Origin of the sequence: Allobosea sp. RAF48 (assembly GCF_052114025.1) — a bacterium.
Taxonomy (GTDB): Bacteria; Pseudomonadota; Alphaproteobacteria; order Rhizobiales; family Beijerinckiaceae; genus Allobosea.
Genome location: NZ_JBFRDZ010000001.1, coordinates 384,964 through 399,999, shown reverse-complemented (window position 1 = coordinate 399,999; position 15,036 = coordinate 384,964). Strand labels below are relative to the sequence as shown.

Here is a 15,036-nt window from a genome sequence, read left to right as displayed (position 1 = left end):
TATCGAGATGACGACGATGAAATATCGCGTGAACCGGCGCGCCGCGCTCGGCCTGATCGGCGGTTCGACCGCATCCCTGCTCATCCCCGTGCCGGGCGCGCGCGTCAATGCGCAGACGCTCGACAAGGTCAGCTACCAGACCAATTGGCGTGCCCAGACCGAGCATGGCGGCTTCTATCTGGCCGCGACCAACGGCATCTACAAGAAATACGGCATCGAGGTCGACATTCGACCCGGCGGCCCGCAGCAGAACCCGACCCAGCTTCTGCTCGGCGGTCGCGTCGACATGATCATGGGCAATTCGCTGGAGGCGTTGAGCTTCGCGCAGGAGAACCTGCCCTTCCTCTGCATCGCCTCGATCTTCCAGAAGGACCCGCAGGTCCTGATTTCGCATCCCGGCCAGGGCAACGACACGCTCGCCGACCTCAAGGACAAGCCGATCCTGATCGGCGCGCAGGCCCGCGTCGGCTTCTGGCCGTTCCTGAAGCTGAAGTTCGGCTATCGCGACGAGCAGATCCGCCCCTACACTTTCAACATGGCGCCGTTCCTGGCCGACAAGAAGATCTCGCAGCAGGGCTTCCTGTCCTCCGAGCCCTTCGTCATCCGCAAGGCGGGCGTCGAGCCGGTCGTCCATCTTCTCGCCGATGCCGGCTTCGAGAACTACAACACCACCATCACGATCTCCCGGAAGATGGCGCAGGAGAAGAAGGAGCTGGTGCAACGCTTCGTCGACGCGACGCTCGAGGGCTGGGCCGAATACATGAAGGGCGGCCCCAGCATCGCCGCCGCCAACGCCCGGATCCTGAAGGACAATCCCGACATGGATCAGGAGAAGATCGACTACGCCCTCAAGGTGATGAACGAGCGCGGCATCGTGCTGTCCGGCGACGCGTTGACGCTCGGCATCGGTGCGATGACCGATGCGCGCTGGGCGAGCTTCGCCAAGACGATGACCGAGGCCGGGGTGATCCCCGCCGGTGTCGACGTCAGGAAGGCCTACAGCCTGGAATTCGTGAACAAGGGCATCGGCAAGGCCTGAGATGCGTCATGCCCGGGCTTGACCCGGGCATCTTGGAAACCAGTGCCTTCTCGTCCTGAGATTCTCGGGTCTGCGCTGCGCTTCGCCTGAGAATGACGGCTTTCGTAAAATGGATCATCAGGCTTTGGACACAGCCTATCTGAGCACACCCAAGGACAAGGATGGCGCCGCTGCCCCGCTGGTGGCGGTCCGGCAGGTCTCGAAGCGCTTCGCCAACGGCACGCTCGCCGTCCGCGATGTCGATCTCGAACTCGGGGCAGGGCAGTTCATCAGCCTGCTCGGCCCCTCCGGCTGCGGAAAGTCGACGCTGCTGCGCATGATCGCGGGCCTCGGCGCGCCGAGTTCGGGCACGATCACCTGGCCCGGTGAAACGGGTGCCGCGCAGGGAAGTGCCGGCCATGGTGCGCGCGATCTCGGCTTCGTCTTCCAGGATCCGACGCTGATGCCCTGGGCGAACGCGCTGGCCAACGTCATGCTGCCGCTGAAGCTCAAGGGCGTCCCGCGGGCAGAAGCCGAGGCGCGCGCGGCCGAGATGCTGGCGCTGGTCGGACTCAAGGGCTTCGAGAAATCCTATCCGCGCGAACTCTCGGGCGGCATGAAGATGCGCGTCTCGATCGCCCGTGCGCTGGTGATGCGGCCGAAGATCCTCCTGATGGACGAGCCTTTCGCGGCGCTCGACGAGATTACCCGGCATCGGCTCAACGACGACCTGCTGGAACTCTGGTGGCGCGAGCGCTTCACAGCCGTCTTCGTCACCCATTCGGTCTTCGAGTCGGTCTACCTCTCGCAGCGTATCGTGGTGATGGCAGCCAGGCCGGGCCGGGTCATGGCGGACCTGTCCGTCGAGGCCGACTATCCGCGCGACGAACTCTTCCGAACCTCCGGCGAATACGCCCATCTCTGCCGCGTCGCCTCCACCAAGCTCAAGGAGGCGATTGGCCGATGAGCGCGCCCGTCGAAACGCTGGTGTCGGACGGCACCGACGCGCAGGCGCTGCCCGTGGCCGCGGCCGAGGCACGCATTCTCGGCCTGCCGGTCAGCGTCTGGCCGCGTATCCTCGCCCCGCTCGCGATCGGTGTGATCGTACTGGCAATCTGGGAATCCGCGGTCCGCTGGAACGAGATTCCGTCCTATGTCCTGCCCGGGCCGATCCTGGTCGGCCAGACGCTGGTCGCGGACTGGGGCACGCTCTCCGGCTCGCTCTGGGTAACGCTGAAGATCACCTTCATGGCGCTGGCCGCGGCGATCGTCGTTGGCGTCACGCTCGCCGTTCTGTTCAGCCAGTCGAAATGGCTGGAGATGGCGCTTTTGCCCTATGCGGTGATCCTGCAGGTCACGCCGATCGTCGCCATCGCCCCGCTGATCATCATCTGGGCCAATGATATCGACCTGTCGCTGCTGATCTGCGCCTGGATCGTCGCCTTCTTCCCGATCCTGTCCAACACCATACTCGGGCTGAATTCGGCCGACCATAACCTCGTCAACCTGTTCGAACTCTACGGCGCCTCGCGCTGGCAGACGATGCGCTATCTCAAGCTTCCCGCGGCTTTGCCCTATTTCCTGGCGGGGCTGAAGATCTCGGGCGGCCTCGCGCTGATCGGCGCTGTCGTGGCGGAGTTCGTCGCGGGGACGGGCGGCAGTGCCTCGGGCCTGGCCTATCGCATCCTGGAGGCGGGCTATCAGCTCAAGATCCCGCGCGTCTTCGCAGCCCTGGTCATGATCTCGCTGTCGGGCATCGCGATCTTTCTTGCGACGAGCCTGATTTCGTACCTGCTGCTGCACCGCTGGCACGAAAGCGCGATCCGGCGCGAGAACTGACGCCGGTCTGCCAGATAAGCCGTCGGATTCCGGCTGTCATTGCATGGAGCGTGGCTTCCGAGCCTTGCTCGCAATCACGCGCAGCTCCGCTAGACGAAATAGGCGAGCTTGCGGTCGGCCTGCAGCGCGTCGATCTCGCGCAGGCCGGCCTCCGAATAGCCGGCGGCGACGCGCTGCGGTTCGGGTGGAGCGGCGACCGGCTCCTCGAAGGAGAGGTCGTCGTCGAGGAGATGCACGGTTCCGATGCGGGTCTCCGGAGCGGCCTGGTCGTTGAGCTGGTACGGAGCTGACGGCTCGTCTGATGCGGCAGCGCTTGCATCGCGATAGCTTCGGCGCGCCATCGGCCGGGACGGCGCCGCCGTCATGCCTTGCTCGGCGGCCGCGGCCATGATCTCGAAGCTGGTGCTCGGCTCTCGCGAAATCTCGCCGAAGGCGCGCAGGCTTGAATCCAGCATGGCGATGGTGTCGGAAATCTTGTCGATCCGCTGGACGAGCCCGTCGACGACGGCGATCGCGGTCGAGATATCGGCAGAGTGCTGATCGAGCTTGTCGCAGAGCCCCTCGTCGGCGCCGGCTTCGCGCAGTTCCCAGGCCGCCTCCTGGATGTTTTCCGTGGCGGCGATAACGGTGCCGGCCGCCTGTTCGATCCGGACGGCGAGCCCCGACGAACGTATGTCAGCCTTGCCGCTCACGCGCTCCAGGTCGCTGCGCAGATCGCTGATCAGGGCAGCGGCTTCGATCAGGTTGGTTTCGCGGCTGGTCTCCTGCACGCCGAGCCCGACGACGCGCTCGATCCGGTGGATTGCACCGAGCAGTTGGAGCGTATCGGCCTGGCGGTTGCGCTTGGCGTATTCCGTCATGAACCAGCGGCCGCGCGACGTCTCCATGACCGCGGCTTCAATCGCCTCGTAGTCAGCCTGGCTCAGCGGTGTCAGCGAGCGCGGTTCGCCCATGACCATTCTGCCTTCGGTGGACCGGCCGAATCAGCGGCGGTCGGGATGTTCAGGGAGCGACGCTGCTCCACGATTGCTTAAGAAATTGCTGCATCCGGCGGCGCCGTGAGCCGGGCTCTCGGGGAAACGCCCAATTCTATGGCCCTTTGGCAACGCTTTCCGGCGGAAGCGCCCCGGACGTTGCCCTGTGCTTGCCAAGTGCCCTGGTCACGGCAATACAGGGTTGAAGGGGTAGATTTCGGCGCGAGAGACCGGTGTTGCGCAGCCGCGAGGCTGTCCCGGGCAGGGCAAGGGACGTCACAGCGACATGGCGAGCGTTGATACCGCCGAACCGCAGGCGACCATCCGCTCCGATGCCGGGACGGTCGCGGTGGCGCTTGCCGGTTCCTGGAGCGCCGATCGTGCTCCGCGCATCGAAGAGCTGACCGCGGAGATCGTCCAGCATCTGCCGCAGGCCCGACATGTCCGGATCGATCTCTCCGGCGTCACCCGTCTCGATACGCTCGGCGCCTATGTCCTCAACCGCCTGAAGGCGCGCCGGGCGCGGGATGGCGCAGCCATCGAAATCGTCAGCGACAAGCCCGAGCACACCATCCTGCTCGCGGAGGTCCACGTCCATGACAAGGACCAGCAGGCGCCGCATCGGCATTTCCGCGTGGTCGACATCCTGGTCGATATCGGCGAGGCGATCGTGCGCTTCGGCCGCGACATGGTCGGCGGCGCCATGTTCCTTGGCGAGGTTGTGGTTGGCTCCATCGGCGTCGTCCTTGGTCCGCGCAAGTTCCGTGGGCCGTCTCTCGTCAATCAGATCGAGCTGATCGCCTTCAACGGCGCGCCGATCATCATGCTGATCTCGTTCCTTGTCGGGTGCATCGTCGCGCAGCAGGGCATCTTCCAGCTTCAGCAGTTCGGCGCCGCGGCTTTCGTGGTCAACCTGACCGGCATCCTGATCCTGCGCGAGCTCGCCGTGCTCCTGACGTCGATCATGATCGCCGGCCGCTCCGGCTCGGCATTCACTGCCGAGATCGGCTCGATGAAGATGCGCGAGGAGATCGACGCCCTGCGCGTGATGGGTCTCGATCCGATCGAGGTGCTGGTCGTGCCGCGCATTCTCGCCCTGATCATCTCGCTGCCGATCCTGACCTTCATCTCGGCCATGGCCGGCCTCGTCGGCGCCGGCCTCGTCGCCTGGCTCTACGGCGGTATCGGCGTCGATACCTTCCTTGCCCGGCTGCAGTCGGTGATCACCTGGAAGCACTTCGCCGTCGGCCTGATCAAGGCGCCCTTCATGGCCTTCGTCATCGGGCTGATCGCTTCGATCGAGGGGCTGGCGGTCCAGGGCTCGGCGGAGTCGCTCGGCCGCCAGGTCACGGCTTCGGTGGTGAAGGCGATCTTCATGGTCATCGTCGTCGACGGTCTTTTCGCCATGTTCTTCGCGTCGATCGAGTTCTGACGATGGCTTTCTCCGGCAAATCTCCGGTGCATGCGGCGCAGCCGGGTTCACCCGCGGCCGAACCGCAGGCGGACGAGGCCGAAGCGGTGATCCGGGTGCGCAACCTCAAGGTCGCCTTCGGTGAGAAGGTGATCATGGACGGGCTCGATCTCGACGTGATGCGCGGCGAGATCCTCGGCTTCGTCGGCGGTTCGGGGCAGGGCAAATCCGTGCTGACCCGCACGATCCTCGGCCTGGTCCAGAAGGCGCGCGGAACCATCGAGGTCTTCGGCGAGAACGTCGATACGCTGACGCCGCAGCGCCGCCGCGTGCTCGAGCGCCGCTCCGGCGTGATGTTCCAGCAGGGCGCGCTGTTCTCGGCGCTGACGGTGAAGCAGAATATCCAGGTGCCGATGCGCGAATATCTGCATCTCTCGCCCGATCTGCTCGACGAACTGGCGATGGTGAAGCTCGATCTCGTCGGCCTGCCGCTCGACGCCGCCGACAAGGCTCCCTCCGAGCTTTCGGGCGGCATGATCAAGCGGGCAGCGCTCGCCCGGGCGCTTGCGCTAGACCCTGAGATCGTCTTCCTCGACGAGCCGACATCGGGGCTGGACCCCATCGGCGCGGCCGAGTTCGACGACCTCATCATGACGCTGAAGAAGACTCTCGGGCTCACCGTCTTCATGGTGACCCATGATCTCGACAGCCTGTATCATGCCTGCGACCGAATCGCCGCGCTGGCGGACAAGAAGGTGATCGCGGTTGGCCCGCTTGGGACGATGTTGGCCTCGGAGCATCCGTGGCTGAAGGCGTATTTCGGTGGCGAGCGCGCCATGGCCCGGCTGCCGGCCGGGGAACGGGAACGAAACGACTAGGCATGGAATCGCGCGCCAATTACGCACTCGTCGGTCTCTTCACGCTCGCGGTCCTGGCTGCGGCCTTCGGCTTCGTCTACTGGTTCAACAGCGGCGGGTCAGGGCGCAGGGAGAGCGTCCGGGTCATCTTCACCGGCACGGTGACCGGCCTCGGCCGTGGGTCGAGCGTGCTGTTCAACGGCCTGCGCGTCGGCGAGGTCACCAGTATCGAGCTGCAGCCGGACGATCCACGCCGCATCTACGCCGTCATCCAGGTCGCCAGCACGACACCGTTGCGCGAGGACACCCGCGCCCGCATCGAGGCGCAGGGCCTGGCCGGCGTGGTCGCCTTGCAGCTCATCGGCGGCGCTCCGGACGCTCCGGTCCTCACCGCCAAGCCTGGCGAGCCGATGCCGACGATCATCGCCGAGCGCTCGGAGCTGCAGGACATCATCGAGACCGTGCGCAACGTCGCGCAGAAGGCCGACACGATGCTCACCTCGCTCGACGGGCTGATCAAGCAGAATGCCGGTCCGCTCAACAACACCGTCCGCAATGTCGAGAAGTTCTCGGAGGCCCTGGGCAAGAACTCCGACGGGCTCGACAAGCTGATGGCCGGCTTCAGCAATATCGCCGAGACGATTCAACCGCTCTCGCAGCGGCTTCAGACACTGAGTGAGGAGCTGACCGGGGTGGTGCGCTCGGTCGATCGGCAGAAGGTCGCGGCCATCATCGAGAACATCGACAAGTTCACGGGCGCGCTCGGCGGTTCGAGCGCCGACGTTGCGAAGGTCGTCAAGGACGCCGCCTCGATCTCCGCCAAGCTCGACAAGGCGGCCGACCAGATCGAGGGCGTATTGAAGGCGGCGCAAGGCTTCCTCAACGCCGGCTCGGGCGGGGAGGGGCGCAGCGCCTTCCAGGAGGTCGCCGACGCCGCCAAATCGATGCGCGTGCTCGCCGACAATCTCGACAAGCGCACCGCCGAGATCACGGCCGGTATCACCCGCTTCACTGGGCCGGGGCTGCGAGATGTCGAAAGCCTGGCCGCGGACGGCAAGAAGACCCTGACCGAAATCAACCGGACATTGCGCAATTTCGAGCGCAACCCGCAGCAACTCATCTTCGGCGGCAAGCCGCCGCTCCCGCAATACAATGGATCCCGCTAAGCGATGACGATCGAGGCAGCGCTCTTCCCGGCGACGAAGGCTCGCCTCACGGCCCTCATGCTGGCGGCCGGCGCCATGCTTGCGGGCTGCGGCGGTACGACGCCGACGACCTTCGACCTCTCGGCGCCGAGCGGCTTCGGCAAGGTCGGAGGCTCGCGTGCTGTGATGGTCGTGGCCGAGCCGACCACGGTGCAGGCGCTCGATTCCGACCGGGTCATCGTCAGGGATACGAGCGGGGCCCTTTCCTTCGTCGGCGGGGCGCAGTGGGCCGACCGTATCCCCGCGCTGGTGCAGGCACGGCTCATCCAGACCTTCGAGAACGCCAGCCGTATCGGCTCCGTTTCGGCGCCCGGCCAACGCATTCAGCCTGACGTGCTGCTCAACACCAACATCCGCAGCTTCAACATCGATGCCGCAAGCGGGACGGCGGTGGTTGAGATCACGGCCCGGATCGTCGGCGATCAGAGCGGCAAGATCCAGCGCGCGCGCCTGTTCTCCGCCCGCGTGCCCGCCAGCTCGGTCGACGGAGCGGGCGCGGCGCAGGCGCTCGACCGGGCGCTTTCGCAGGTGCTGATCGAGATCGTGCGCTGGGCGCGTTGAGGCGATCCTCGGCTCGCCTGGATTGAGCCGCCGACATCCTGCGCAGACCCTTCCAATGCAGAAAGGCCGCCCTCTCGGGCGGCCTTTCTCGTTCCAGTCCGCAGGGATGCGGCAGCTTACTCGAAGCGGCCGCTGGCATGCGCCAGCATGGTGTAGACCTTGCCGGTTTCCGAGGTCAGGTAGGTTTTGGCCACCATCGAGTCACGGTCGTCCTTGGCCGCTTCGCCGAGCAGGCGCTCGAACTCGTCGATGTAGCGGTCGACCGTCTCCTTGAACTCCGGGTCGCGCCGGTACTTGCGGCGGATGTCGTCGAAGGTCTGCTGACCCTGGAGCGTGTAGAGCCGGCGGGTGAAGACGTTGCGCTCGCCGCGCTTGTAGCGATCCCACAGCTCGACGGCGGCGTCATGGTCGATCATCCGCGCGATATCGACGGAGAGCGAGTCGAGCTTCTCGATCGAATGGGTCGTCGGCTTGCTGGGTTCCGGCTGCTTGTCCTCGCGCGAGGCGCGGCTGAGCAGGTCCGAGAGCCAGCCGGCCTTGGCGGGCTGCTGCGTCGTCGCCTCGGGCTGCCGGCGAGCGGCCTCCTGAGCGGGAGCCGGGCGGCTCGGCGCAGGAGTGGGCTCGCTGCGGGGCTCCGCGCGAGGGGTGGCGGCGCGCGCCGTCTCAGCCGAGGCATCGAGCGAGGGGCGCAGCAGAGGTTCCGCGGCCGCCGGCTTCGGCTGCGGCGCCGGCGTGAAGGCCGGAGCCGACTGCGGGGCCGGGGCAGGGGCGGCGGCGACCGTGGCCTTGCGGCTGACGACGGCATCGATCGGCAGCGAGACGTCGCCGCGCCGGCCGGAACGCGTCACGATCTCGGTGAGATCGTTCAGCGCCTTGATCTGCTCGGCCACGACACGGCGCATGGCAGAGGTCGATTCCTTTGCCTCTTGTGGCAGCTCGAGCACGCCGCGCTTCATTTCTGCACGCGTTGCCTCCAGCTCGCGCTGGATGTCGCCGGTGATGCCGCGCATGTCCTGCGCCGCCTTCTGGAAGCGGTCAGTCACCTTGGCGAGCTCGCCGCTGATCTCGGTCGAGACCTGGGCATAGGCCGAGCGCAGGGCTTCCGCCGTGAGCTCGCGCTCCTTGCCGGTCGCAGCGCGGATCGTCTCGAACTGCTGGGCGATGGCGCTCGTCGTCGATTCGGCCGAGTCGGAGAGCACGGTGCCGATCTGGCGGGCCCGCGCCTCGGCGCTGCCAAGCGACTCGTCGATCAGCGAGGCGAAGGAACGGGTGATCGCCTCGACATCGTCGGTGCGGTTGGCGATCAGCCCATGGAGCTGCTCCAACGCATCGCGGCGCTCGGCCAGCGCCTTGCCGACGCGGGCTTCGATCTGCTCGAGACGGCCGGCAACGGCGTTGAGCGCCGCGGAGCTGGCCTGCGTCGCCTCGCTGAGCGAGGTGCCGCGATCGTCGAGCTGCCCGATCAGCGCCGTTGTCTCGCGCAGCGTGCCTTCCGAGAAGCTCTTCAGCTCGGCGATCTGCGCCGTGACCTGCTGCGAGGCGTTGCCGGCCTCCGTCATCACGGTGCCGATCACGTTCTGCAGCTCGCCGACGCGGGTCGACAGGCTGTTCTCGACGGCGGCGAGGTTCTTGTTCGCGCCGTTGACGATCTGCTGCATCAGCTTGTTGGCTTCGCCGAGGCGTCCGAGCATGCCGCCCAGCTCCTCGCGCAGCTGCTCGTTCGTGCCGACCAGTGCCTCGACCGATTGCTTCGAGCCGGCTTCGAGCGTCTCGCGCAGCGCGTTGGACGAGGCCTCGACCGCATTGGCGATGGCCGCGCCGCGGTCTCGCAGCCCGGCGACGATGGCGTTGCCGCGGCTTTCGAGCGCACGCACCACCGATTCGCCGACCGTGGCGAACTCGGCAGCCAGCGCTTCACCACGCTCATTCAACGCCTCGACGGCACCATTGCCCTTGGCGTCGAAGACTGCGCGCAGCGCCTCGACCCGTTCGTCGAGCGACTGGGTCAGCGTTTCGCCCTGCTGCCCGAGGGCCGTGACGAGACCGGTGCCCTTCGCATCGAAGACCGCGCGCAGCGTCTCGACGCGCTCGTCGAGCGACTGGGTGATCGTCTCGCCCTGGCGGCCGAGCACCTCGACGAGGCCGTGGCCCTTGGCGTCGAATGCGGTCCGCAGCGCGTCCGTCTGCTCCTCCAGGGAGTGCGCGATTGCCACACCCTGGCGTTCGAGCGCGGTGACGATGCCGCTGCCCTGATCTTCGAAGATCGTGCGCAACTGCTCGGCCCGCTGGTCGAGCGCGCCGGAGATGGCGTCGCCGCGCCGGCCGAGCGCGGCCACGATGCCGAGCCCGCGGTCGTCGAACAGCGTACGCAGCTGTTCGGCTCGCTCGGTGAGCGCGGCGGCGATGGCTTCGCTCTGCTGGGCGAGCGACGAGACCATGCCGTTGCCCTGGTTATCGAAGAGCGCGCGCAGCTCTTGCGCCCGCTCGGACAATGTTGCCGCGATGGCCTCGGAACGTCCCTGCAGCGTCGTCGCGATTTCATCGCCACGGCTGTCGAGCGTGTGCGAGACGGTGTCGAGCCGGTTGACGACGCGCTCCTCGAAGCGCGCGACGCTCTGGTCGAGCGTATCGGCGATCTGCAGGGCGCGGCCACCGAGCGTGGCGTTGATGCTGTCGGCCTTGTCGCTGAGCGTGCGGGTCAGCGACTCGCTCTTCGAGGTGACGACCTCGCCGATCTCGTCCGCCTTCGCCGCGAGCGCGCGGGTGACCTCGCGGCCGCCCTCGGCCAGGACGCGGGCGATGTCGACCGTGCGCTCCACCAGCGCCTCGTTGAGGGCCGTGGCCCGCGAGCCCAGGCTGCCGTCGATGCGGGCGATCAGGCTGTCGAGCGTGCCGGCGATCTCGGCGCTCTTGGCGCCCGAGCGGTCCTCGAACAGCTTGATCTGGCCTTCCATCGCGTCCGCCGCCTCGCGGGTGCGGCTGGCGAGGAGTTCGGCGGCTTCGAGGGCGCGCGTGCCGACCTTGTCGGCCAGCGAGACGCCGTCCTCGGAGATCAGCTTCTCGACCTGGGCGATGCCGCTGTGCAGCGCTTCGGTCAGATCGCGGGCATCGCCCGAGATCTTGGCGGTGAGCGCACCGCCCTGGATGAGGATCAGGTCCTCGAAGGCGCTCAGGCGTGCGCCGAGCGCCGTCTCGACTTCGCGGCCCTGCGTGTCGAAGAGCGTGGCGAGGGCCGACAGGCGGGCGCCGAGCGCGGTGTCGATATCGCGGCCCTGCGTGTCGAACAGCGTGGACAGCGACGCCATGCGCGAGCCGAGAGCGGTCTCGATCTCCCGGCCACGCTCGTCGAAGAGGCGCGTCAGCGCGTCGTGGCGCAGCGCCAGAGCTTCGGTCAGAGCCTGGGCGCGGCCCTCGACCGAACGCAGCATCGACTCGGCGTTGGCGGAAAGGGCTTCGTTGACACGTCCGCCCTGCTGGGTGAGCGCCATCACGATCTCGCGGCCGGTGCCGGCGAGCATGGTGCGCGCGTCCTCGGCATGGACCGTGAAGGTGTCGCGCAGGCCCTGCGTCGCCTCGACGACGCGGTCGGCGACATGGCGGCCGTCGACATTGATCGTCTCGGTGAGCGTGCGGGTCGCCTCGGTCATGCGGTGGGCCAGATCCTCGCTCTGCTCGCCGAGCAGGGTGCGGACCTCGCGGCCGGCGTTGACGAGGTCGCGGACCATCGTCTCGCGCTGCTCGCCGAGCAGGGCGCCGACCTTGTCGCCGGTCTCGCCGATGCTGGCGAGGAAACCTGTCTGCTGCTGCTCCAGCGCGTTCTGCGCGGCTTCGACGCTGCCGGTGATGCGCTGTGCGAGCACCATGCCGCGCTCTTCCAGCTTCTGGTCGATGCTCTCGCCGGTTTCGGCGAGGCGGGAGATCAGCGCGTTGCTGCGCTCGGCCAGGATGCCGTGCACGGAACGGCCGACATCGGCGACGCGGCTCGCCAGAGCCTGGCTCTCGCTGCCGAGCAGATCCTTGATCTCGAGGCCTGCCTGAGAAACCTTCACGGTCATCGCGCCGGCCTGCTCTTCCAGCAGGGCGCTGACGCGCATACCGGTCTCGGAGAGGCCGGAGATCAGGCGCTCGCTCTGGCTGCCGACGACATTGCCGACATCCTGACCGGCCTGGGTCAGGCGGCCGACGAGCAGGTCGCTCTCGTCGCGCAGGCGGGTCTCGACGGTATTGACGGCACCCGACACGCTGGCGACCAGCGCCTCGCTGCGCTCCGAGAGCAGCCGGGCGACATCCGCGCCGGCATCGGAGACACGGGCGACCGTAGCATCGCCTTGTTCACCCATGAGCGCGGTCAGATTGCGGCTGGCTTCGGAGACATTGGCGACGGCCGCTTCGCTGCGTTCCACGAGCAGGCGCGCCAGCTCGCTGCCGGCATCGGAGACACGGGCGACCGTGGCATCGCCTTGTTCGCCCATGAGCGCGGTCAGATTGCGGCTGGCCTCGGAGACATTGGCGACGGCCGCTTCGCTGCGTTCCACGAGCAGGCGCGCCAACTCGCTGCCGGCTTCCGAGACGCGGGCGACAGCGGAGCCGCTCTGCTGGCCGACGAGATTGGCGAGTTCGTTGCCGGCGCCGGAAACGCGCTCGACGAGTTTCTCCGCCTGCTGGTCGAGCAGTGCGTGCACGGTCTCACCGGTTTCGCCGAGACGATCGACCAGCTTGCCGGCCTGCTCGGTGAACAGGCCGTGCACCTGGCCGGCAACGTCGGTGATGCGGCTCGTCAGGCTGTCGCCATGCTTCTCGACGGCGTTGCTCAGCGTCTCGCCGGCGTCGTTGACACGCAGGATGATCGCCTCGCTGCGCTCGCGCAGCACGTCGTCGACGGTTCGCGCGGTGTCGTTGAGACGGCCGACCAGCGTGTCGCCATGCGTGCCGATGAGGGCATGGACGCTCTCGCCGACCTGGGTGAGCCGGCTGGCGATCGCTTCGTTCTGGCGGCTGAGCAGGCTGTTGACCCCGCGGCCGACCTCGGCGAGGCGGACGGTGACGCTCTCGCCCTCGTCGGAGAGCGCGCTGCGCAGAGCCTCGCCGGACTCCGACAGACGCTTCTGCAGGGCTTCGCTCTGGCTTTCGATCAGCGCGACCATGTTGCGGCTGCTGGTCTCGAAGCGCTCCGCCGCCTCGGTCCCGCGGGCGGAGATATCCTTGGCCAGCGTCTCGCCGGTGCTCTTCAGCGTCTCGTTGACGACATCGACGCGGGCGGTCAGCGATTCCGCGACCTGCATGCCGGTCTCGCTGATGGCACGGGTGACGCCCTGTGCGCTGGCGGTCAGACCGTCGGTCAGCGAGGCGCCGGTGCGCTCCAGCGAGCCGGCGATCTCCTTGGCGCGACCGTCGAGCATGGTCGAAAGATTGTCGCTGGCGCCGGCCAGCCGCTCTGAGACCTCGCCCGAGGTTACCTGAAGTCGCTCGACGAGATCATGTCCGCGGCCGCTGATCTCCTCGACCATCCGTTCGCCGGCCCGGCCGAGCGCCTGGGTGATCTGGTCGCCCTTGGCGCTGAGGGAGCCGGTGACGCGGTCGCCGGCCTGCGTGACCGCCTCGGCGATGACGCGGCTGGCGCTGTCGAGATCCTTGGCGAGGCCGTCATGAGCGCCGCTGATCGCGAGCTTGACGCGCTCGGCATTGCCGACCACCGCCTCGCGCTGGGTGACGAGTTCGTCGATCAGCGAGCGCAGCCGGATCTCGTTGTCGGCATAGGCGCGCTCGAGCGTCGAGATCTCGCCGCGCACGATCGTCTCCAATTCGCCGGCGCGCGCCACAGCGCGCTCGATGCCGTCGCCCATGGCGGCGACCTCGCGGCGGATGGTCTGGCTGAGCGACAGGACGGAATCCGCCCCTGCGACCTCGGGCTCGGCGAGGCGCAGCGCGACCTCGGTCATCGCGCGCGAGATCAGGCGCATCTCCTGGGTACGACGATAGAGCGCCGCCAGGACGAAGAAGAACACGACCGGCGCACCGATCGAGAGCGCGAGCAGCGTCCATTCGCCGATGCCGAAATTGGCGACCGGCTCGGGGAGGCCATTGCTGAACGAGCCGTAGCGGCCGAACAGCACGAAGGCGGCGCCGCCCAGCCAGGCGATAGAGGCAAGCGCAGCGAACCAATAGGGTTTGCGCGACGGGCGCACGGCGAAGGCCTGCACCAGGGAACTGGAATCGCGGCGGTCGTCATTGGCAACGCGCGTCGTGTCGGGCGCAAGTACGGCACTGGCGCGCGGCTGCGCCGGGGGAGGGGTTACGGGCGCGGGCTGCGCAGCGGCCGGCGCAGGCTCGACACGCGGCAATTCGAGCTTGAGATCGCTGTCGCTGGTGGCGGGAAGCCGTGGCTCGGCGCTGACCGGCGTTTCCGTCTCGCCTTTGGCGATGTCGGATTGGGGCTGGTCGAGTCGAAGCGCCTCCTCGATCGCCGACATCGCAGCTTCAGTGGGATCCTGGAGCTTCTTGGGTCGATTCATCGTTGCCGCCTCGCCACGCTACTGACGATGGACGCGAAAGCCCGTCCCCGTCGCCCCTTGCCGCCTCTGGCCGGGATGATCGGAGACACTGCGCCCATCATTTACCAATTGGAAGGGTAGTGGAGCCCCGGACCCTTGGAAACCCATTTGAGTGCTCGATTCACAAACGTCGTTAACGCCTCGTTCACCATCGGGGCGCTTCTTGGAGTGGGTGAGATCGCCCATGTGGCGGTTCGATATTCACGAGTTGCCCATGCCCCAGAATGCGATCGATACAGAGCATCTTCACCGCCAGACCGGCGGCGATCATGAGCTCGAGCGCGAATTGCTGACCCTGTTCGCCCAGCAGTGCGTCGTGCATCTGCGCACCATCCACGGCAGCGCCGACAGGCAGGCCCGCATGGACGCGGCCCATACCCTGAAGGGCGCAGCCCGCGCCATTGGCGCCTGGCAGGTCGCCGAAGCGGCCGATCGGATCGAGCACGGTCTCGGCGACGCGGAGGCGCGCTTGGCCGACAACGCCCTGGACGAGCTGGCGCTGGCCGCCGCGGAGGCACGGGCCGTGATCGCGCGCTTCGACTGTGCGGCCTGATCGGGGCGCTGCGGCGCAAAACCCCGTTCCTTGCCGCTTTGAAATGCTCTAAGCGGGGCCGTCATCG

General features: G+C 67.5%; 10 protein-coding genes. 8 read left to right on the top strand and 2 right to left on the bottom strand.

Annotated features, from left to right (window positions below):
- Positions 1 to 7 precede the first annotated feature (7 nt).
- The 3 genes from AB4Z10_RS01960 (at position 8) to AB4Z10_RS01950 (ending at position 2,857) form a co-directional block, all read left to right on the top strand.
- Positions 8 to 1,039: an ABC transporter substrate-binding protein gene (locus tag AB4Z10_RS01960; RefSeq protein ID WP_441468671.1), complete on the top strand. Its 1,032-nt coding sequence runs from the start codon at positions 8 to 10 to the stop codon at positions 1,037 to 1,039.
- 109 nt (positions 1,040 to 1,148) lie between these two features.
- A complete protein-coding gene (locus tag AB4Z10_RS01955) occupies positions 1,149 to 1,985 on the top strand; it encodes an ABC transporter ATP-binding protein (RefSeq protein ID WP_441468670.1) in 837 nt (278 codons plus the stop codon).
- Positions 1,982 to 2,857 carry an ABC transporter permease gene (locus AB4Z10_RS01950; RefSeq protein WP_441468669.1) on the top strand — a complete coding sequence of 292 codons (876 nt, stop codon included), beginning with the start codon at positions 1,982 to 1,984 and terminating at the stop codon, positions 2,855 to 2,857. Before AB4Z10_RS01955 ends, AB4Z10_RS01950 begins: the two co-directional genes overlap by 4 nt.
- Positions 2,858 to 2,946: 89 nt before the next feature.
- Here AB4Z10_RS01950 and AB4Z10_RS01945 read toward each other — a convergent pair whose 3' ends face one another.
- A complete protein-coding gene (locus AB4Z10_RS01945) occupies positions 2,947 to 3,810 on the bottom strand; it encodes a hypothetical protein (protein ID WP_441468668.1) in 864 nt (287 codons plus the stop codon).
- A 307-nt stretch (positions 3,811 to 4,117) separates the two neighbouring features.
- Here AB4Z10_RS01945 and AB4Z10_RS01940 point away from each other — a divergent pair, with 307 nt between their 5' ends.
- The 4 genes from AB4Z10_RS01940 to AB4Z10_RS01925 are packed head-to-tail and all read left to right on the top strand — an operon-like array spanning position 4,118 to position 7,865.
- Entirely contained in the window at positions 4,118 to 5,263 is a 1,146-nt protein-coding gene (locus AB4Z10_RS01940; RefSeq protein WP_441468667.1) for an MlaE family lipid ABC transporter permease subunit, read from the top strand.
- A gap of 2 nt (positions 5,264 to 5,265) precedes the next feature.
- Positions 5,266 to 6,120 carry an ABC transporter ATP-binding protein gene (locus tag AB4Z10_RS01935; protein ID WP_441468666.1) on the top strand — a complete coding sequence of 285 codons (855 nt, stop codon included), beginning with the start codon at positions 5,266 to 5,268 and terminating at the stop codon, positions 6,118 to 6,120.
- Positions 6,121 to 6,122: 2 nt separating this feature from the next.
- Complete coding sequence (locus tag AB4Z10_RS01930; protein WP_441468665.1) at positions 6,123 to 7,265, top strand: MlaD family protein; 1,143 nt, start codon at positions 6,123 to 6,125, stop codon at positions 7,263 to 7,265.
- A gap of 3 nt (positions 7,266 to 7,268) precedes the next feature.
- Entirely contained in the window at positions 7,269 to 7,865 is a 597-nt protein-coding gene (locus AB4Z10_RS01925) for an ABC-type transport auxiliary lipoprotein family protein (protein WP_441468664.1), read from the top strand.
- 116 nt (positions 7,866 to 7,981) lie between these two features.
- Here AB4Z10_RS01925 and AB4Z10_RS01920 read toward each other — a convergent pair whose 3' ends face one another.
- A complete protein-coding gene (locus tag AB4Z10_RS01920) occupies positions 7,982 to 14,377 on the bottom strand; it encodes an apolipoprotein A-IV repeat region-like domain-containing protein (RefSeq protein WP_441468663.1) in 6,396 nt (2,131 codons plus the stop codon).
- A gap of 253 nt (positions 14,378 to 14,630) precedes the next feature.
- Between AB4Z10_RS01920 and AB4Z10_RS01915 the strand changes: the two genes are divergently transcribed.
- Positions 14,631 to 14,969: an Hpt domain-containing protein gene (locus AB4Z10_RS01915; RefSeq protein ID WP_441468662.1), complete on the top strand. Its 339-nt coding sequence runs from the start codon at positions 14,631 to 14,633 to the stop codon at positions 14,967 to 14,969.
- Positions 14,970 to 15,036: the final 67 nt, after the last annotated feature.